Below are 19,074 nucleotides of genomic sequence, written 5' to 3'. Positions count from 1 at the left end.
GCTCTTTATAGGGTTGCGACATGCTGTTGATAGCGTTCATAGACCTGCTCGAACGCCGCGACATTGGCGGCCACCGGCAGGGTTTCACTGCTCAGGTCGAGCTTCACGCAGCGCTGACAGAGGTCGGCCAGGGTGTTTTCGTGGCCGTTCGACCATGACGTGCACCACGCTGCCTGAATCGCTGCGCCAAGGGCTGCGGCTTCGCTTTGCTCGGTGCAGATCACCGGGGTGTTCATGATGTCGGCGACGATCTGCCGCCATACCGCACTTTTCGAGCCGCCGCCGATCAGACAAATGCTGCGGCTTTGTAAACCATTGTGGCGCAACAGATCCAGTCCATAACGCAAACCGAACGTGGTGCCTTCGACCACGGCGCGACACAGATTGGCCTGGGTCAGGTTGCTCAGGGTCAGGCCGTGCAGGCTGCCGGTGGCATGGGGCAGGGCGGGGACGCGCTCGCCATTGAGAAACGGCAGCATGCTCACACCCTCGGCGCCGATGGGTGACTGGGCGACGAGGGCGTTGAACTGTTCGAGGTCGAGGTCGAACAGTTCGCGGATCGCGCCAGTGGCGTTGGTCAGGTTCATGGTGCAGATCAGCGGCAGCCAGCCACCGCTGGACGAACAGAACGTCGCGACCGAGGCATCCGGACTGACCTTCGGCGCGTCGGCGTAGGCGTACACCGTGCCGGAGGAGCCGAGGCTCATGGTGATCGCGCCGGGCTGAATATTGCCAGTGCCGATGGCGCCCATCATGTTGTCGCCACCGCCGCTGGAGACCCGCGCAGCCGGGTTGAGGCCCAACTGTTCGGCGATCGCCGGCAGGAGCGTGCCGACCGCCTGGTGTGCGTCGATCAGCTCCGGCAACGCCGCTTGCAGTCGTCCTGTGGTGTCGATGTCGCGCAGCAGCTGCAAATCCCACTGACGGCTGCGCACGTTGAAATAGCCGGTGCCGGAGGCGTCGCCATACTCGCTGCAGGCACGGCCAGTGAGCCAGAAGTTCAGGTAGTCGTGGGGCAGCAGGATGCGCGCGATGCGCGAGAACAGCGCCGGATGTTGTTCTTTGGTCCACAGCAGTTTCGACACGGTGTAGCCCGGCGCGATGACCACCCCGAGGCGCTCCAGCGAACCTTTTTCGCCGCCCAGGTGTTTGAGCAAACGGTCGTTTTCGTCAGCGGTCTCGGTGTCGCACCACAGCTTGGCCGGACGCAGCACCTGACCCTGCTCGTCGAGCAAAACCAAACCGTGTTGCTGGCCGGAGACGCCGATGCCGAGGATCGCCTGACCGTCGACATGGGCGTCGAGCAAGGCACGCCGAGTGGCGAGGGCGAAGGCGTCCAGCCACTGTCGGGTGTCCTGCTCACGCCGGCCGTTGGCGCCGCTGATCATCGTGTGCGGGGCGGCCCCCTGGCCGAGCACCTGACCGCTGGCGGCATCGAGGATGATCGCCTTGGTGCCTTGGGTGCCGCAGTCGATGCCGAGGAAGAGTTGTCGGGTTGTCACAGGAATGTCCTCAGGGTGTCAGGTTTGCCAAGATGAGGCCGCCATTCGCCAGCAGGCTCGCTCCCACATTTTGAAATGCGTTCCCCTGTGGGAGCGAGCCCGCTCGCGAAGGCGTCAGTAAAGTCACCGTATTACTCAAGCCAAAATCCGCTCCAAAGTGCGTGTTACACCCACCTCCCGCAAGCTGTTGCAGCACCATTCGAACGCCGCAACAAACGCCGTTGAACGCGGAATCGCCGTGCCGAAGATCTCTTCCACCGCCAGCAACCGCTGGGTGATCAACGCATCATCGGCCACCAGTCCCTGACAGAACGCCGCGCGTGGATCGGGAATCGAATAGGTATCGCCATTCTCGTCCACGCCCTTCAAGTACAGCGCCCAGGCCGCCACCACCAGCGCCGCGCGTTTGGTTTCACGCCCGTCGGCAATCAAGCGATTGATCGTCGGAATGGTGAACTTGGGAAACTTCGACGAGCCGTCCGAACACACCCGTTCCAGTTGATCGGCAATCGCCTGGTTGGAGAATCGTGCCACCAGCGTGTCTTTGTAGTCGGTCAGATCGATGCCCGGCACCGGCGAAAGTTGCGGGGTGACGTCGAGGTCCATGTAGGCGCGCATGTAACGCACGAACAGCGGGTCGTTCATGGTCTCGTGGACGAAACGATAGCCCTTCAGAAAGCCCAGGTAGGTCAGCGCCAGATGACTGCCGTTGAGCAGTTTGATCTTCATCTCTTCGTACGGCGAAACGTCGTCGGTGAACTGCACGCCGACCTGTTCCCAGGCCGGACGGCCGTTGACGAATTTATCTTCCAGCACCCACTGCACGAAGGGCTCGCAGACCACCGGCCAGGCGTCGTCCACTGCGTGTTTGTCGGCCAGTTGCAGGCGGTGGGCGGTGCTGGTCATCGGCGTGATGCGGTCGACCATGGCGTTGGGGAAACTGACGTTCTGTTCGATCCAGTCGCGCAGCCCCGCGTTGCGCAGGGTGGCGAAGGCGAGCAGCGCCTTGCGGGTTACCGCGCCGTTGTGCGGCAGGTTATCGCAGGACATGATGGTGAACGCCGGCGTGCCTGCGCCACGGCGTTTCTCCAATGCGGCGCAGAGGAAACCGAACACGGTTGTCGGTGCGCCGGGGTGCGCCAGATCGTGCTGGATCTGCGGCAGGTGCGCCATGAATTCGCCGTTGCTGTCGTCGATGCAGTAACCGCCCTCGGTGATGGTCAGTGAGACGATGCGGATCTGCGGATCGGCGAGTTTGTCGATCAATGCCTGCGCGCCGTCTTCGGCCAGGAGCATGTCGCGGATTGCGCCGATCACGCGGACTTCGGTGTCGTCGCTGTCGCCGAGTTCGAACAGGGTGAACAGGTAATCCTGCTCCTTGATATCGTCGCGGGCGCGGCGGTCTTCCGCGCGCAGGCCAACTCCGCAAATCGCCCAGTCCAGCGCCTGGCCGGTGTTCATCAGCGCATCGGTGTAATACGCCTGATGCGCGCGGTGGAAGCCACCGACGCCGATGTGCGCGATGCCCTGGCGGGTATCGCCGAGGCTATAAGCCGGCAATTGCACTTCGGGGGCGAGGCGGTGCAGGTTGTGTTTGTTCAGTTTCATCGGGCAAGTCTCGAAGTTCAGGCCGCCGCGCGCAGCGGGCGGGTCAGCGCCACGCCGTCGGCGTCGAACAGGTGGCAATGGCTGGCATTCAGGTGCAGGTTCAGCTGTTCGCCGTAGCGGCTCGCGAGGTCACCGCGCACGCGCATGGTCAGGGCCTCGCCGGCGTTGGTGGTGACGTGGCAGAAGGTGTCGCTGCCCAGGCGTTCGCTGACGTCGGCGGTGACCTGCAGGGCGCAGTCGCCCGGTTGCGCCAGTTCCAGATGCTCCGGGCGAATGCCCAGGGTCACTACGCTGCCGACGCTCAGGTTGGCGACGTTGAACGGCAGGGTGATGCGGGTGCCGGCGTCCAGCGATACTTCGCAACTCTGGCCGTCGACCCGGGCGATCTTGCCCTTGAGGAAACCCATTTTCGGCGTGCCGAGGAAGCCGGCGACGAACAGGTTGGCCGGGTTGTGATAGAGGTCCAGCGGTGAGCCGACCTGCTCGATCTTGCCGCCATTGAGCACCACAACCTTGTCGGCCATGGTCATCGCTTCGACCTGGTCGTGGGTCACGTAGATCATGGTTGCCTGCAGGTCCTTGTGCAGACGCAGCAGTTCCAGACGCATCTGCACCCGCAGCGCGGCGTCGAGGTTGGACAGCGGTTCGTCGAACAGGAAAATTTTCGGATTGCGCACAATCGCGCGGCCGATGGCGACACGTTGGCGCTGCCCGCCGGACAGTTGTTTTGGCTTGCGCTCCAGCATCGGCCCGAGTTCGAGAATCCGTGCCGCTTCGCCGACTTTCTTCTCGACTTCGGCTTTCGGTACGCCCGCCAGATCGAGGGCGAATGACATGTTTTTCTTCACAGTCATGTGCGGGTACAGCGCGTAGGTCTGGAACACCATCGCCAGATCGCGCTTGGCCGGGCTGACTTCGGTGATGTCGCGGCCATCGAGTTCGATGGTGCCGCCGCTGACTTCTTCCAGCCCGGCAATCAGCCGCAGCAGGGTGGATTTGCCGCAGCCGGACGGGCCGACGAAGACCACGAATTCCTTGTCGTTCACCTCAAGGTCGATGCCCTTGATGATGGAAAAACCTTCGAAGCCTTTTTGCAGATTCTTGATTTTCAGGTTGGCCATGATGATGGGCCTCCGCAATTTATTATTCAGTTGAACCGGATCGGCTTTTCTGTAGGAGTGAGCCTGCTCGCGATGGGGCCGTGTCAGTCGACATCATTGTTGAAAGACATTCCGCTATCGCGAGCAGGCTCACTCCTACAGGGGACGGGGTTGGGTTCGGGATGTTCATTTCACGGCGCCGAACGACAGGCCGCGTACCAGTTGTTTCTGGCTGATCCAGCCGAAGATCAGGATCGGCGCACAGGCCAGGGTCGAGACCGCCGACAACTTGGCCCAGAACAAGCCTTCGGGGCTTGAGTACGAGGCGATCAACGCCGTCAGTGGCGCGGCTTTCGACGAAGTCAGGTTCAGCGACCAGAAGGCCTCGTTCCAGCACAGAATCAACGACAGCAGCACGGTCGAGGCGAGGCCGCCCTTGGCGATCGGCAGCAGTACGCGGACCATTTCCTGCCACAGGGTGGCGCCGTCGAGGCGGGCGGCTTCGAGGATGTCTTTGGGAATGTCCTTGAAGTAGGTGTAAATCATCCAGACCACGATCGGCAGGTTGATCAGGGTGTAGATCACGATCAGCGCGATGCGCGTGTCGAGCAGGCCGAAACTCTTGGCCAGCAGGTAGATCGGCATCAGCACGCCCACCGGCGGCAGCATCTTGGTCGAGAGCATCCACAGCAGCGTACCCTTGGTGCGCTGGGTTTCGTAGAACGCCATCGAGTACGCCGCCGGCACCGCGATCAGCAGGCACAGGGCCGTAGCGCTGAACGAGATCACTACCGAGTTCCAGGCGAAACTGAAGTAATCGCTGCGCTCGTTGATGTGCAGATAGTTTTCCAGCGTCGGCGTGAAGATGAACAGCGGCGGCGTGGCGAACGCGTCGATTTCGGTCTTGAAGCTGGTCATCACCATCCAGAAGATCGGGAAGAAAATCACGATCGCGATGGCCCAGGCCAGGGTGCCGAGCAGCAGGCTTTGCAGCCGGCGGGATTGTTGAAGAGTCATGGCAGGCCTCAGGCTTTGTCAGTCAGGTTTTTGCCGATCATCCGCACCAGAATGATCGCGGCGATGTTGGCAATGACCACGGCAATCAAGCCGCCCGCCGACGCCATGCCGACGTCGAACTGCACCAGCGCCTGGTTGTAGATCAGGTAGGCGAGGTTGGTCGAGGCGTAGCCGGGGCCGCCGTTGGTGGTGGTGAAAATCTCGGCGAACACCGACAGCAGGAAGATCGTTTCGATCATCACCACCACGGCAATCGGTCGCGCCAGGTGCGGCAGGGTCAGGTGCCAGAAAATCGCGACGGGGCCGGCGCCATCCAGGCGCGCCGCTTCCTTTTGCTCCTGATCGAGGGACTGCATGGCGGTCATCAGGATCAGGATCGCGAAGGGCAGCCATTGCCACGAGACAATGATGATGATCGACAGCAGCGGGTAGTGCGCCAGCCAGTCCACCGGTTCGGCGCCGAACAGCCGCCAGACATAGGCGAGGATTCCCGAGACCGGGTGGAAAATCAGGTTCTTCCAGATCAGCGCCCCCACCGTGGGCATGATGAAGAACGGCGAGATCAGCATCACCCGCACGATGCCGCGGCCAAGAAACTCGCTGGCCTCGAGCAACGCACTGATCAGCACGCCGAACACCACGCTGATCAGCAGTACGCTGCCGACCAGCAACAGGGTGTTGGTGGCGCCGGGCAGGAAGCCTGAGTCGGTGAGGAAGTAGGTGAAGTTCTCCAGCCCGACGAATTCGTTCACACCCGGATCGAGCAGGTTGTAGCGAATCATCGAGAAGTAAATGGTCATGCCCAACGGCACGATCATCCACAGCAGCAACAGGGCTACCGAAGGGCTGACCAGAAACCAGCCGGGATTGGCCACACGGCTTTTGCGCTGGGGCTGGGTCAGGTCGATGTGGGCTTTGGCAGTTGAAGTATTCATGGTGATCACAACCGAGTCATACAGACCTATGGAGATCTAATGTAGGAGTGAGCCTGCTCGCGATAGCGGTGTTTCAGTCACCCATTGTGTTGAATGGGAAGCTGCCATCGCGAGCAGGCTCACTCCTACAAAAGGCAGGAGCGAGCTGTGGCGGTTACTTGGGATAACCGGCGCGCTTCATCTCGCGTTCGGTGGTTTGTTGCGCGGCGGCCAGGGCTTGGTCCACCGTGGTCTGGCCGATCAGTGCCGCCGAGAACAGTTTGCCGACCTGGGTGCCCACGCCCTGGAACTCAGGAATGGTCACCAACTGAATGCCGATGTAGGGCACCGGTTTCAGCGTCGGTTTGCTCGGGTCAGCTGCCTTGAGCGATTCCAGCGTGACCTTGGCGAACGGCGCGGCCGCCATGTAGGCGTCGCTGTAGGTCGAGGCGCGAGTGCCTGGGGGCACGTTGGCGATGCCATCGGTTTTGGCCACCAGCTCCCCGTATTCCTTGGACGTGGCCCAGGCGCTGAAGGCTTTTGCCGCGTCCTTGGCCTTGGAGCTGGTCGGAATCGCCAAGGCCCACGAGTACAGCCACGCCGAACCTTTATCGGTGACCTGATGTGGCGCGTAGGTGAAACCGACGTGATCGGCGACCTTGCTCTGGGACTTGTCGGTGACGAACGAGCCGGCGACGCTGGCGTCGACCCAGATCGCGCACTTGCCGCTGTTGAACAGCGCCAGGTTCTCGTTGAAACCGTTGCTGGAGGCGCCCGGCGGGCCGGATTTCTTCATGGTGTCGACGTAGAAATTCAGTGCGTTCTTCCACTCGGGGCCGTTGAATTGCGGCTGCCATTTCTCATCGAACCAGCGCGCGCCATAGGCGTTGGCGACGGTGGTGATCAGCGCCATGTTCTCGCCCCAACCGGCCTTGCCACGCAGGCAGATGCCGTACTGCTCTTTGTCCTTGTTGGTGAGTTTCTCGGCGAACCCGGCGATCTGTTCCCAGGTCGGGCGCTCAGGCATGGTCAGCCCGGCGTCCTTGAACAGGTCGGTGCGGTAGTAGGTGATCGAGCTTTCGGCGTAGAACGGCAGGGCGTACAGCGAGCCCTTGACCGAGAGGCCTTCGCGCACCGACGGGAATACATCGTCGAGGGCGTAACTGGCCGGCAGATCCTTCATCGGCTCCAGCCAGCCCTTGGCACCCCAGAGTGCCGCTTCGTACATGCCGATGGTCAACACGTCGAACTGGCCACCCTGGGTGGCGATGTCGGTGGTCAGGCGCTGGCGCAGGACGTTTTCTTCCAGCACCACCCAATTGAGCTTGATGTCCGGATGCTCGGTCTCGAAAGTTTTCGAGAGCTTTTGCATGCGAATCATGTCGCTGTTGTTGACGGTGGCGATGGTCAGGGTCTGGGCGCCAAGGCTGACGCTGCTGAGGGTCATGCAGGTGAGGGCAAGCAGAGCTTTTGCAGTGGGTTGCATCGTGCACTCCTTTTCTGCATCTGTTGGGAAGCAGAAGGACAGTTATTGTTTTTGTGTCTTCCGAATGCAGGAAGAATGTGCGCTGATTACAGCCCTCAATTGCCAGCCTGACAAATCATCCGTCGCACTTGAACCGATACTTTTTTGCACTGGCTAAGAAATCAAAAGATCGCAGCCTTCGGCAGCTCCTACACTGATCCCTGTAGGAGCTGCCGAAGGCTGCGATCTTTTGATGTTGCTGTTATTAAGCGTGATTCTGTTCGGTCAGGCGTTGTACGGCCAGGCGTCGATAGTGCGACGGCGTCATGCCCTTGAGCTGCTGGAAGCGCCGATTGAAATTGGAGATGTTGTTGAACCCCGACTCGAAACACACTTCGGTTACCGGTTTGTCGCCATCGGCCAGCAGTTCGCAGGATTTGCTGATGCGCAGGCGATTGACGAACTCGATGAAGTTGCGCCCGGTGGCCTGTTTGAACACGCGGCTGAAATAGGTCGGCTTCATCCCCAGATGCTCGGCGACTTCTTCCAGCGTCAGTTCCCGGGCGTAGTGGGTGAAGATGAAGTCGACGGCGCGGTTGGTGCGGTCGATGTTGTGCTCGTCGGCCAGTTGCGTGTTGGTGGCGCCGGACAGCAATTGATAATCGTCAGTCGCCGCCAGCAGTTCCATCAGGATGAAAAAGTGCCCGAGACGGGTGATGCCGCGCGTGTCGGCAATGCGCTGCATCAGCGTCATGGCCTGACGGATCATGTCTTTGTCTCGAAACTCGATGCCGTACTGCGCGCGCTCCAGCAGTGGCGCAAGGGTCTTGAGTTCGGCGAACACCTGATGCCCGCTGTCGAACAACTCGTCGGTGAAGTTCACCAGCATGTCGCGCTTTTCCACCACCTCGTCTTCGGCCACCTGGCTGATCCAGTTGTGCGGCAGATTGGGGCCGGTGAGAAACAGCGTTTGCGGATAGAAGTTGCCGATGTAGTCGCCGATGAACACCTTGCCGGAGCTGGCGACGATCAGGTGCAGTTCGTATTCCTTGTGAAAATGCCAACGCACCAGCGGGCAGGGGAAGCCGTGCTGGCGGTAGATGATGGACAACCCGTTATGGTCATCCATCAACTCGTAGGAAGGGTCGGTCACACGGGCTGTTCGGGTCATGTCAGGGCACTTTTCTTGTTATCGCCGGTCGATCATGCCCCTTTCTGCGCCCGCTGTGCCAGCCCCGGTTCAGCCGGATTCATGCAGCGCCCGCCCATAGACGGCCTTCATGCTGTTGGCGACCCAGCAATAACGAACGATATCCGACTCATCGAAGAAGTCGGTGCTGATGATGCTGCAACGGGTTACCCAGTCCCGGGTGGTATGGAACCAGTCATTGATCTTGTGCTTGATGTCCGACGGGCCACCCAGCAACGAATAGCAGGTGACTGGCAGCGACCAGATGAAGGTTTCGTAGGGGGCGTCTTTCAGTGTGGTTTCGATGTGCCGTTCCAGCATGGCCGTGTCGGTGAACACCTGGCGGGTCCATTTGTGCGGGATCTGCGGCCAGAAATACTGGTCATCCAGACCCGGCGAGTGAGGCGCGGCCAGCACGATCCGGCGCCTGGCGCTGGCACGCTTGAGCTCACCCACCGTGCACACAGCGTCGGAGAACGGAATCAGTTGCGACCCGAGACGTCGCAGCATGAAGTCGTTCAGTCGCTGGTGAGCAAACGGTTTGTCGCCGTCGCCCAATTGGTGGAAATCCAGTAGAACGAATTCGTCGGGGTTTTGATCAAGGAATGCCGTCAGTGCCTCGACCAGTTCGTCGAGAAATCGATGGGACTGGTAACCGTTGTGATGAAAATAAAAATTCGGTCGCCCCGGGCTGTCGGTATACCCCAGGCGCAAATCGAATGCCCGGGCACCCTTTTCCAGTTGCCAGGCAAATGAACCGTTCTGGCAGGTGGTCCAGTTGCCCGGCACCAGTTTGTGGTTGGGCGCCTTCTTGTCCATGCCGCTGTTATGGCTGCCGGGCCAGACGATATCGGTCAACTTGAGCTGTTCGATATCCAGTACATGGCTCATCCATTTGTGCGTGTCGAATACTGCAGTGCTGCTCATCGCGACTTCCTGTCCATGCTCCCCCCATCCTTGGGGCGAGGCTGTTGATGTGACAGATGCCGTTTGCGGCGGCATCCGATTGTTCGCCAATTGTGGGTGAACATGAATCACAGCATACGAATAGCGGGAAGTCTGTCCAGCGGTGGCAACATCTGCTAAAGAATAGCCAATGTATGGCACCCGGTAGCGCAAGTCAGAGGTGGCCGGACTTGATCATGTTTGCGATGCGGCAAAACGAGACCAGGCGCGATTCCTCAATGAAGTCGACATTGACGATATTGCACTTGAGCAGCCAGTCGCCTTTAGCCGGATCGAACCAGTTATCCAAAGCGGAATGAATGTCCACCGGACCGCCCAGCAGCGCGAAACTGGTGGCCGACAGCGACCAGGGACGATAGGGCGAAGGTGGGGACGCCATCACTTCTGCGATGTACTTTTGCAGGTCACTGGCGCTGGGCGTTTGTGTACCGATCCAGGCATGCTCGATCTGGTCGTTGAACCATTCAAAGTCCAGGTCGTGATGCCAGTCGGCATGAACCACTACGCGCTGCGAAGGGCTGATTTCCTTTAATTGTCCGAGGCTTGAATAACGGTTTCTTGCCGGAATGAGTCTATCGCGCAGGAAATGTAAGATCATCTTGTTGAACCAGGCGAAGTCAAAAGGTTGATCGCCACCTTTCAACTCATGAAAGTCCAGCACAATGAACTCATCGGGGTTGTCATTAAGAAAGCGTTCTACATCCGTTACCAGGTTGCCCAAGGTGCGCGACGACAGAAAACCATTGTGCTGAATTTGCAGCTTGCCAAGGCCTTCGCCGTCGCTGTTGAACACCAGTCTGATATCCAGCGCCCGCGCACCGTTATTCAGTTGCTCATAAAATGACGTGTGCTGACAGGCCACCCAGTGCGCACCGGGTATCAGCGCGTAAGAGGCGTTCCAGTCGCAGCCGGCATTATGAGTGCCGGGCAATGTCAGCCTGTGCAGTGAGAGATTATCAATCCCGGGTGTAGTGCTCATCCAGTTATTTAGCGAGTTGTTGAATAAGTTGCTGTCCAGTGTCGAATTTTGCATATCCGCCTTCCTTGATTGAATAATAAGTAACTCGCCGCTGATAGGGCGGTAAGTTATTTATTTTTAATGGATGGTAAGTTGAATAGGCAAGGCGCGGATTGATGCCGAATATATGTTGGTTTTTATGACGCTGGAGTATCTGTGTTATTTCGGTTCTTTGCCTCGATCCATTGCGACATGTATTGCGTGCTCTTATGGTGATGGTGGCGCAACATGCTGCCAGTGAAGTTGGCTTTTCTGAGTGGCTTCAAGTTCTTCATGCACTGTTGCAACCTGTCAATCAATGCCGGTCCATGAACGGACTTGCGGTAACGCTCGGCCAATAATGTCTGACCGGCCAATCGAGCCTGATTCCACAGCGTTTCGTCCTGATACAACTGCACCGCCTGATCAGCCAGTGCCTGCGCGCTGCAGGCCACGGCGCCGGGCCAGGGCAGGTCGCCGTGCATCGCTTCGGCGCCGATCGGCGTGGTGACCGACGGCGTACCGCACAGCATCGCATCGACGATTTTGCCTTTGATGCCGGCGCCGAAACGCAACGGTGCCAGACACACGCGCGCGTCCGACATGACTTGCAGGGCGTCTTCGGCCCAGTTCATCACATGAAACCCCTGCGCCGGATTGTGCAGGGCGGTGGCCTTGGGCGGCGTGTAGGCGCCATAAATGTGCAACTGCGCATGGGGCAGGCGTGCGCGGATCAACGGCCAGATCGTGGTTTTCATCCAGAGCACGGCGTCCCAGTTGGGCGCGTGACGGAAATTGCCGATGCTCAGGAAGTGCGCGCGTTCTTCGAAGGTCCGATGCTCGCCTTGCGGCAGGTCGATCATCAGCGGGCATTCATGCAACAGGTTGCGCGGCAGGCCGAACTGCTCCACCAGCAATTGGATTTCGACGTCGGAAATCATCAGGTTCAGATCGCAACGATACAGCGCGGCGATTTCCCGTTTGGCCATGTCACTGTCAGCCATCAATTCGAATTCTTCGTGCAACGCCGGCGCGAACAGCGGCGTGAAATCCTGGTCGTCCGGGGCGTCCTTCAGACGTTCCTTGAGCCGCAGGTGCCGGGCATGTCGCAGGCTTTGCAGATCGGAGGTTTCCAGGACCCGCAGGGCGTTCGGGCACTGTTTCTCGACGCGCCAGCCGAACTGTTCTTCCATCATGAACTGGTCGAACAAGACAATATCCGGGGCCAGTTCGCTGACGAAATCATCGAAGCTGCTGCTGTTCAGTTCGATCGCTACTTCGCGAATGCCCAGCGCGCCCAGGTCAGCCTTGTGCTCGCCCGGGCCGGCCGGGCTGCTGAAGGTAATGTCCCAGCCTTGTTCGAGAAAGGTCTCGAGGATTTGCATGACGTGCCCGCTGGCCGCCGAAGAACGGGGTTCGGGCCAGACGTAGCCGATGACCAGAACTTTGGTTGTCAGGGGTGCAGTCATTGACGGGTATTCCTTGAAGACAGGCGGCTGAAAATGGGGCGCAATTAGACCACATCTGCAGGCGCTGCCGGATCAAGGCGTGTTACTGGCCGAGTATGGCCTTGACCTTGTCGCGCAACTGATCAATCGAAAACGGCTTGCCGATCACGTGCATGTCAGCCGGCACGTCGATGCTTTCGGCATAACCGCTGGCAAACAGGATGGGCAGTGCCGGGCGCAGTTTACGCGCTTTCTCGGCCAGCTCACGGCCGTCCATGCCTGGCAGGCCGACATCAGTCATTATCAAATCGATCGACTGGTTCGAGTCTGCGAGAAAGTCTAGCGCCTGCTCGCTGCCGTCAGCCTCCCGCACAGTGAACTCCAGCTCCTCCAGCACATCGACGATGAGCATGCGCACGATGTCGTCGTCTTCAACTACCAGGATGGTGGGCGCTAGGGTGGACATATTGAAGGCTCTCAAGAAAGGAATGCGGGGTCTCGGCCGGTCGAAAGTGCCGGGCTCTTGCATGAGTAAGTGGCGCATGGCCACAAGTTCCCCGATCGCTGCAAAAAGATTAGCTGCAATCGGGGCCGCAAGGATAACTGTTGGTCGATCGACAAGCGCAGCAAATGTAAGAAATTGCCGCCAAGGCTGTGAGAAAAATGGATCCATGTCGCGGTTTTGGGGCAAACTCCCGGGTTTCAACAGTTCGACAAGGCTGCCCCATGTCCTCTCCGTCCTCGGTTGATGAACGCCGCTTCCGCAAGCTCCTGACCCGCAACATCGGCTTGCCGTTGGGCGTCGGTGCGATCAGCGCGGTGTTCTTTGTCTCGCTGATCAGCTATTTGCTGTCGGTGATCCAGTGGGTGGAGCACACCGACCGCGTGATCAACAACGCCAACGAAGCGGTGAAACTCACCGTGGACCTGGAAACCGGCATGCGCGGTTTCCTGCTCAGCGGCGACGAGCATTTCCTCGACCCGTACGAGACCGCCAAGCCGCGGATCAACGTCGCGCTCACCACCTTGCTTGAGCTGACCGCTGACAACCCGGTGCAGACCGACCGTCTGCGGCGTTTGCAGGCGTTGCAGACCGAGTGGAGCAACTATGCGCAATCGATGATCGATCTGCAGCGCTCCAGTGGTGACTACAAGGCCGCCGTCAAGGCCGGGCGCGGCAAGCGCCTGACCGATGAGATTCGCAAGCAATTCGAAGACGTGATCGACATGGAGCAGCAGTTGCGTGCATCACGCAACGAAGACGTGCGCCGCACCACGATCTGGAGCATTTCCCTGTATTTGCTGTTTATTGCCGGCATCAGCGGTTTGCTGGCGTATGTCGGTCGGCGTGATCTGGTCAGCCTGTCGGATAGCTACAGCGCAACCCTCGCTGCGCAACAAGCCAGTGCCGAACGCCTGGAGCGTCAGGCGTGGATGCGCAGCGGTCAGACCGAGCTGGCGGAGCAGGTGCTGGGGCAACTGACGCTCAATCTGCTGGGGCGCAACATCCTGCAGTTCTGTGCGCAGTATCTGGGCTCGGCGGTAGCGGCGCTGTATGTGCGCGAAGAGCACGGTGGCCTGAAACGGGTGGCGTCCTACGGGTTCTCCCGCGAACAGGAAGAGCAGGGGCAGTCGATCTACAGCGGTGAAGGCATTGTCGGCCAAGTGGCTCAGGAAGGGCGCCTGATTCGTCTGGATTCGGTGCCGTCGGACTATTTCAAGGTCAGTTCCGGCCTGGGCGAAGGCCTGCCACACAGCGTGCTGGTGGTCCCGACCAGTGATGACGACCGGGTCAACGGTGTGATCGAGCTGGGCTTCCTGCGCCCGCTGACCCGGCGCGATGTCGAGTTGCTCGAACTGATTGCCGGCAATATCGGCACCTCGATCGAAGCGGCGCGCTATCGCCAGCGCCTGCAGGAAGTGCTGGCCGAAACCCAGCAGCTCAACGAAGAGTTGCAGGTGCAGCAGGAAGAACTCAAGACCGCCAACGAAGAGCTGGAAGAACAGTCGCGCATTCTCAAGGAATCCCAGGCGCACCTGGAAACCCAGCAGGTCGAACTGGAACAGACCAACGAGCAACTGGCCGAGCAGCGCGACGCCATGGACCTGAAGAACACCGAACTCAATCAGGCCCAGATACAACTCGAAGAACGCGCCGAAGAGCTGCAGCGTTCGAGCAAGTACAAGTCCGAATTCCTCGCCAACATGTCCCATGAACTGCGCACGCCGTTGAACAGTTCGCTGATCCTCGCCAAGTTGCTGGCGGAAAATCCTCAGGACAACCTGACGGCCGAACAGGTCAAATTTGCCGAGTCGATCTATTCCGCCGGCAATGACTTGCTGAACCTGATCAATGACATTCTCGACATTTCCAAAGTCGAGGCCGGCAAGCTGGAAGTGATTCCGGAAAACACCAGCGTCGCGCGCCTGGCGGACGGCCTGCGCAGCGTGTTCGAGCCACTGGCGGCGGACAAGCGACTGACGTTCAGCGTCGACTTGCAACCGGGCGCCCCGGCCATGCTGTTCACCGACCGCCAGCGTCTGGAGCAGGTGATCAAGAACCTGCTGTCCAACGCCATCAAGTTCACCGAACACGGCGCTGTCAGCCTGACCATCAGTGGGCAGCCGGACGAGCGCATTGCCTTTGACGTGCGTGACTCCGGCATCGGTATCGCGGCCGATCAACTGGAAAGCATCTTCGAAGCGTTCCGCCAGGCCGACGGCACCACCAACCGCAAATACGGCGGCACCGGCCTGGGCTTGTCGATTTCCCGCGATCTGGCCGCCTTGCTCGGCGGTTCGATCAGCGTCAGCAGCACGCCGGGGCAGGGCAGCGTCTTCACTCTGGTGTTGCCGCAGCAATACCATGATTCGGGTGAGGCGCCGTCTGTACCGTTGACCTTTACTCCGCCGCCGGTCAGCGCCCCGGCACCGGTTGCGCCGCCCTCGATCGCCGTGTCGCCAATGGCTCCGGTGCACATTCCGCGTTTCGCCGACGACCGTGGCAAGGCGCCGTTCGCCACCCGCTGCATTCTGGTGGTGGAAGACGAGCCGAATTTCGCCCACATCCTCTATGACCTGGCCCATGAGTTGGGCTATCAGTGCCTGGTCGCCCACGGCGCGGACGAAGGTTACGACCTGGCCCGCGAGTTCGTCCCGGACGCGATTCTGCTCGACATGCGCCTGCCGGATCATTCCGGGCTGACCGTGCTGCAGCGCCTGAAAGAACACGCCGAAACCCGGCACATCCCGGTCCACGTGATTTCCGTCGAGGATCGTGTCGAAGCGGCCATGCACATGGGCGCCATCGGCTATGCGGTCAAACCGACCACTCGCGAAGAACTGAAGGATGTATTCGCCCGTCTGGAAGCCAAGCTGACCCAGAAGGTCAAGCGCGTGCTGCTGGTCGAAGATGACGATCTGCAACGTGAAAGCATTGCCCGCCTGATCGGTGACGAGGACATCGAAATCACCGCCGTCGGCCTCGCGCAGGAGGCGCTGGAGAAGCTGCGCACGACGATTTACGACTGCATGGTGATCGACCTGAAGTTGCCGGACATGCTGGGCAACGATCTGCTCAAGCGCATGTCTACCGAGGATATCTGTTCGTTCCCGCCGGTCATCGTCTACACCGGGCGCAACCTGACCCGCGATGAAGAAGCCGAGCTGCGCAAGTATTCGCGCTCGATCATCATCAAGGGCGCACGCTCGCCGGAACGGCTGCTGGATGAGGTGACACTCTTTCTGCACAAAGTCGAATCGCAGTTGTCCCATGAACGGCAGAAGATGCTCAAGACCGCTCGCAGCCGCGACAAGGTCTTTGAAGGCCGCAAGGTGCTGCTGGTGGACGACGATGTGCGCAACATCTTCGCCCTGACCAGCGCGCTGGAGCACAAGGGTGCCGTGGTGGTGATCGGTCGCAATGGTCGTGAGGCGATTGATAGGTTGAATGAAGTCGAGGACATCGATCTGGTGCTGATGGACGTAATGATGCCGGAGATGGATGGCTTTGAAGCCACCATTGAAATCCGCAAGGATCCGCGCTGGCGCAAGCTGCCGATCATTGCGGTGACGGCCAAGGCCATGAAGGACGATCAGGAGCGCTGCCTGCAGGCGGGCGCCAACGATTACCTGGCCAAGCCCATTGATCTGGATCGCCTGTTCTCGTTGATTCGCGTGTGGTTACCGAAGATGGAACGCATTTAGTGGAAAGCCGTCACTCTGCCGAGCGCAACAGCGAAATCGAATTGCGGTTGCTGATCGAGGCTATCTACCTCAAGTACAGCTACGATTTTCGGGATTACTCGGGCGCATCGATCAAGCGCCGGGTGCAACACGCCTTGAGCCAGTTCGAATGCGCGACCATTTCGGCGTTGCAGGAAAAAGTGCTGCACGATCCGACCGCGTTCATGCAGTTGCTGCAGTTGCTGACGATCCCGGTCAGCGAGATGTTTCGCGATCCGTCGCACTTTCTGGCGATCCGCAAGGAAGTGGTGCCGCTGCTGCGCACCTATCCGTCGTTGAAGATCTGGATCGCCGGGTGCAGCACGGGTGAGGAGGTTTATTCGATGGCGATCCTGCTGCGCGAAGAAGGCCTGCTCGACCGCACGATCATCTACGCCACCGACATCAACCCGCGCTCGCTGGACAAGGCCAAGCAGGGGATTTTCTCGATGGAAAACGTGCGGGCCTACACCGCCAATTATCAGCAGGCCGGTGGCCAGCGCTCGTTCGCCGATTACTACACGGCCGCCTACGGCTACGCGATTTTCGACAAGAGCCTGTGTGAGAACGTGACCTTTGCCGACCACAGTCTGGCGACGGACAGCGTGTTCTCCGAAACCCAGTTGATTTCCTGCCGCAACGTGCTGATCTACTTCAACAAGAAACTTCAGGACCGCGCGTTCGGCCTGTTTCACGAATCGTTGTGTCATCGTGGCTTTCTGGTGCTGGGCAGCAAAGAGACGCTGGATTTTTCCGGCTACGCGAACCAGTTCGAACCGTTGGTCAAACAAGAACGGATCTACCGCAAATTATGAACGATGCTGTGGATTTGCCTCGTGTCGAGGCCATCGTGGTCGGTGCTTCGGCCGGCGGGGTCGAGGCTCTGCTGACATTGCTGGCGCCGCTGCGCCCGGGCTACGTGCTGCCGATCATTGTCGTGTTGCACCTGCCGGAGGAGCGCCGCAGTCAGTTGGCCGAGGTGTTCTCCCGGCGCCTGATGCTGCCGGTGGAAGAGGCGACGGACAAGCAGGATATCGTGCCCGGCACGGTTTATTTCGCGACTCCCGGATATCACTTGTCGGTAGAGCAGGATCGCAGTCTGTCGCTGAGTCTTGAAGACCGCGTGCACCACTCCCGACCGGCCATCGATTACCTGTTCGAATCGGCCGCCGACGTCTATGGCGAGTCGCTGGCCGCTGTGCTGCTGACCGGCGCCAACCACGATGGCGCTCGCGGCCTGGCGCAAGTCAAGCAGCGCGGCGGGCTGACCATCGTTCAGGACCCACAAGATGCACAGGTCGCCACCATGCCTCAGGCTGCGTTGAAGATTCAGCAGCCCGACCATGTCCTACCCATTCACGGCATCGGCCGTCTGCTTGTCGAGCTGGAACGAATCGCATGCTGAGTAATATCCAGGCCAAATTGCTGATCGTCGACGATCTGCCGGAGAACTTGCTGGCCCTCGAAGCGCTGATCAAGCGCGAGGACCGCACGGTCTATAAGGCGCTGTCGGCGGACGAAGCCCTGTCGCTGCTGCTGCAACACGAGTTCGCCATGGCCATCCTCGACGTGCAGATGCCGGGCATGAACGGCTTCGAGCTCGCCGAGCTGATGCGCGGCACCGAGAAAACCAAGAACATCCCGATCATTTTCGTCAGCGCCGCCGGCCGTGAACTGAACTACGCGTTCAAGGGCTACGAGAGCGGCGCGGTGGACTTCCTGCACAAGCCGCTGGACATCCACGCGGTGAAGAGCAAGGTCAACGTGTTCGTCGACCTGTACCGCCAGAGCAAGGCCATGAAGCAACAGGTCGAAGCTCTGGAGCAGGCCCGCCGCGAACAGGAGGCGTTGCTGCAACAACTGCAGAGCACGCAGCTGGAACTGGAGCAGGCGGTGCGCATGCGCGATGACTTCATGTCAATCGTCGCCCACGAAGTGCGCACACCGCTCAATGGCCTGATACTCGAAACCCAGTTGCGCAAGATGCACCTGGCGCGGGACAACGCCGCCGCGTTTACCCTCGACAAGATGCACGCGATGGTCGACCGCGACGAGCGCCAGATCAAAAGTCTGATCCGCCTGATCGAAGACATGCTAGACGTTTCGCGGATTCGCACCGGCAAGCTGTCGATCCGTCCGAATCGCTTCGACCTGACGCAACTGGTGGGCAACCTGCTGCAGAGTTTTGCGCCGCAAATGGAAGCGGCCGAGACCGAAGTCACCTTCAGCGCGCCAGAGCCGGTGGAAGGTCATTGGGACGAGTTCCGTATCGAGCAGGTGGTGTCCAATCTGCTGACCAACGCCTTGCGTTATGGGGGGCGCAGCCCGATTCAAGTGCGTGTCTACCGTGAGGGCGACGAGGCGCGGGTCGAGGTTCAGGATCGCGGCATCGGTATCAGTGAAGAGAACCAGAAACGTATTTTCCAGCAGTTCGAACGGGTCTCCGCCAAGACGGTAGTGGCTGGTCTCGGACTGGGTCTGTTCATTTCCGAGCAGATCGTCGCCGCCCATGGCGGCTCCATCGTCGTCGAGAGTCAAATCAACGAAGGCGCCCTGTTTCGCGTTTGTCTGCCAATCCAGGAAAACGGCACATCCGACGCAACCTCTGATTGACCGCACGGTCGTATCAGCAGCTATTGACCGA

General features: G+C 59.9%; 15 protein-coding genes. 4 read left to right on the top strand and 11 right to left on the bottom strand.

Annotated features, from left to right (window positions below; translation table 11 throughout):
- Positions 1 to 5: 5 nt before the first annotated feature.
- The 11 genes from xylB to NN484_RS24425 all read right to left on the bottom strand — a co-directional run bounded on the left by xylB (position 6) and on the right by NN484_RS24425 (position 12,672).
- Complete coding sequence (gene xylB / locus NN484_RS24475) at positions 6 to 1,502, bottom strand: xylulokinase (RefSeq protein WP_127647616.1); 1,497 nt, start codon at positions 1,500 to 1,502, stop codon at positions 6 to 8.
- A 135-nt stretch (positions 1,503 to 1,637) separates the two neighbouring features.
- Complete coding sequence (locus NN484_RS24470; protein ID WP_274658124.1) at positions 1,638 to 3,110, bottom strand: mannitol dehydrogenase family protein; 1,473 nt, start codon at positions 3,108 to 3,110, stop codon at positions 1,638 to 1,640.
- 17 nt (positions 3,111 to 3,127) lie between these two features.
- On the bottom strand, positions 3,128 to 4,231 hold the full coding sequence (locus NN484_RS24465; RefSeq protein ID WP_274658123.1) for an ABC transporter ATP-binding protein: 1,104 nt from the start codon (positions 4,229 to 4,231) through the stop codon (positions 3,128 to 3,130).
- A gap of 165 nt (positions 4,232 to 4,396) precedes the next feature.
- Positions 4,397 to 5,227 (bottom strand): carbohydrate ABC transporter permease, encoded by an 831-nt coding sequence (locus NN484_RS24460; RefSeq protein ID WP_274658122.1) that lies wholly within the window; start codon positions 5,225 to 5,227, stop codon positions 4,397 to 4,399.
- Positions 5,228 to 5,235: 8 nt separating this feature from the next.
- A complete protein-coding gene (locus NN484_RS24455) occupies positions 5,236 to 6,162 on the bottom strand; it encodes a carbohydrate ABC transporter permease (RefSeq protein ID WP_215500030.1) in 927 nt (308 codons plus the stop codon).
- Between the two features lie 154 nt (positions 6,163 to 6,316).
- Positions 6,317 to 7,627, bottom strand: a complete 1,311-nt coding sequence (locus NN484_RS24450) for an ABC transporter substrate-binding protein (RefSeq protein ID WP_127647608.1) — start codon at positions 7,625 to 7,627, stop codon at positions 6,317 to 6,319.
- A 244-nt stretch (positions 7,628 to 7,871) separates the two neighbouring features.
- Positions 7,872 to 8,777, bottom strand: a complete 906-nt coding sequence (locus NN484_RS24445; RefSeq protein WP_274658121.1) for an AraC family transcriptional regulator — start codon at positions 8,775 to 8,777, stop codon at positions 7,872 to 7,874.
- Between the two features lie 69 nt (positions 8,778 to 8,846).
- Entirely contained in the window at positions 8,847 to 9,722 is an 876-nt protein-coding gene (locus NN484_RS24440) for a phosphatidylinositol-specific phospholipase C domain-containing protein (RefSeq protein WP_274658120.1), read from the bottom strand.
- Between the two features lie 193 nt (positions 9,723 to 9,915).
- The gene (locus NN484_RS24435) at positions 9,916 to 10,794 is read right to left on the bottom strand and encodes a phosphatidylinositol-specific phospholipase C domain-containing protein (protein ID WP_274658119.1); all 879 of its coding nucleotides are present in this window, start codon (positions 10,792 to 10,794) and stop codon (positions 9,916 to 9,918) included.
- A 122-nt stretch (positions 10,795 to 10,916) separates the two neighbouring features.
- Positions 10,917 to 12,227 (bottom strand): glycosyltransferase, encoded by a 1,311-nt coding sequence (locus NN484_RS24430; protein ID WP_274658118.1) that lies wholly within the window; start codon positions 12,225 to 12,227, stop codon positions 10,917 to 10,919.
- Positions 12,228 to 12,309: 82 nt separating this feature from the next.
- Positions 12,310 to 12,672, bottom strand: coding sequence for a response regulator (locus NN484_RS24425; RefSeq protein WP_274658117.1), 363 nt, complete (start codon positions 12,670 to 12,672; stop codon positions 12,310 to 12,312).
- 260 nt (positions 12,673 to 12,932) lie between these two features.
- Here NN484_RS24425 and NN484_RS24420 point away from each other — a divergent pair, with 260 nt between their 5' ends.
- Genes NN484_RS24420 through NN484_RS24405 form a run of 4 tightly spaced genes read left to right on the top strand, consistent with a single transcriptional unit; the run spans position 12,933 to position 19,043 of the window.
- Positions 12,933 to 16,412 (top strand): response regulator, encoded by a 3,480-nt coding sequence (locus tag NN484_RS24420; protein WP_215500036.1) that lies wholly within the window; start codon positions 12,933 to 12,935, stop codon positions 16,410 to 16,412.
- The gene (locus tag NN484_RS24415) at positions 16,412 to 17,245 is read left to right on the top strand and encodes a CheR family methyltransferase (protein WP_127647596.1); all 834 of its coding nucleotides are present in this window, start codon (positions 16,412 to 16,414) and stop codon (positions 17,243 to 17,245) included. The genes NN484_RS24420 and NN484_RS24415 overlap by 1 nt, the downstream gene beginning before the upstream one ends.
- Positions 17,242 to 17,835: a chemotaxis protein CheB gene (locus NN484_RS24410; protein ID WP_127647594.1), complete on the top strand. Its 594-nt coding sequence runs from the start codon at positions 17,242 to 17,244 to the stop codon at positions 17,833 to 17,835. The genes NN484_RS24415 and NN484_RS24410 overlap by 4 nt, the downstream gene beginning before the upstream one ends.
- Positions 17,829 to 19,043, top strand: a complete 1,215-nt coding sequence (locus NN484_RS24405; protein WP_127647592.1) for a hybrid sensor histidine kinase/response regulator — start codon at positions 17,829 to 17,831, stop codon at positions 19,041 to 19,043. Before NN484_RS24410 ends, NN484_RS24405 begins: the two co-directional genes overlap by 7 nt.
- Positions 19,044 to 19,074 lie beyond the last annotated feature (31 nt).

It is taken from the genome of Pseudomonas serboccidentalis (assembly GCF_028830055.1).
Classification (GTDB): domain Bacteria; phylum Pseudomonadota; class Gammaproteobacteria; order Pseudomonadales; family Pseudomonadaceae; genus Aquipseudomonas; species Aquipseudomonas serboccidentalis.
Note: the sequence above shows the minus strand (reverse complement) of the source record. Positions and strands in the feature narration are given on the sequence as shown.

Excerpts from the sequence above, each read along its gene's own strand:
- NN484_RS24405 (WP_127647592.1), top strand. The coding sequence starts at position 17,829 with ATGCTGAGTAATATCCAGGCCAAATTGCTGATCGTCGACGATCTGCCG.
- NN484_RS24435 (WP_274658119.1), bottom strand. The coding sequence starts at position 10,794 with ATGCAAAATTCGACACTGGACAGCAACTTATTCAACAACTCGCTAAAT.
- NN484_RS24460 (WP_274658122.1), bottom strand. The coding sequence starts at position 5,227 with ATGACTCTTCAACAATCCCGCCGGCTGCAAAGCCTGCTGCTCGGCACC.
- NN484_RS24445 (WP_274658121.1), bottom strand. The coding sequence starts at position 8,777 with ATGACCCGAACAGCCCGTGTGACCGACCCTTCCTACGAGTTGATGGAT.
- NN484_RS24465 (WP_274658123.1), bottom strand. The coding sequence starts at position 4,231 with ATGGCCAACCTGAAAATCAAGAATCTGCAAAAAGGCTTCGAAGGTTTT.
- NN484_RS24430 (WP_274658118.1), bottom strand. The coding sequence starts at position 12,227 with ATGACTGCACCCCTGACAACCAAAGTTCTGGTCATCGGCTACGTCTGG.
- NN484_RS24410 (WP_127647594.1), top strand. The coding sequence starts at position 17,242 with ATGAACGATGCTGTGGATTTGCCTCGTGTCGAGGCCATCGTGGTCGGT.
- NN484_RS24420 (WP_215500036.1), top strand. The coding sequence starts at position 12,933 with ATGTCCTCTCCGTCCTCGGTTGATGAACGCCGCTTCCGCAAGCTCCTG.
- NN484_RS24455 (WP_215500030.1), bottom strand. The coding sequence starts at position 6,162 with ATGAATACTTCAACTGCCAAAGCCCACATCGACCTGACCCAGCCCCAG.
- NN484_RS24425 (WP_274658117.1), bottom strand. The coding sequence starts at position 12,672 with ATGTCCACCCTAGCGCCCACCATCCTGGTAGTTGAAGACGACGACATC.
- NN484_RS24450 (WP_127647608.1), bottom strand. The coding sequence starts at position 7,627 with ATGCAACCCACTGCAAAAGCTCTGCTTGCCCTCACCTGCATGACCCTC.
- NN484_RS24470 (WP_274658124.1), bottom strand. The coding sequence starts at position 3,110 with ATGAAACTGAACAAACACAACCTGCACCGCCTCGCCCCCGAAGTGCAA.
- NN484_RS24440 (WP_274658120.1), bottom strand. The coding sequence starts at position 9,722 with ATGAGCAGCACTGCAGTATTCGACACGCACAAATGGATGAGCCATGTA.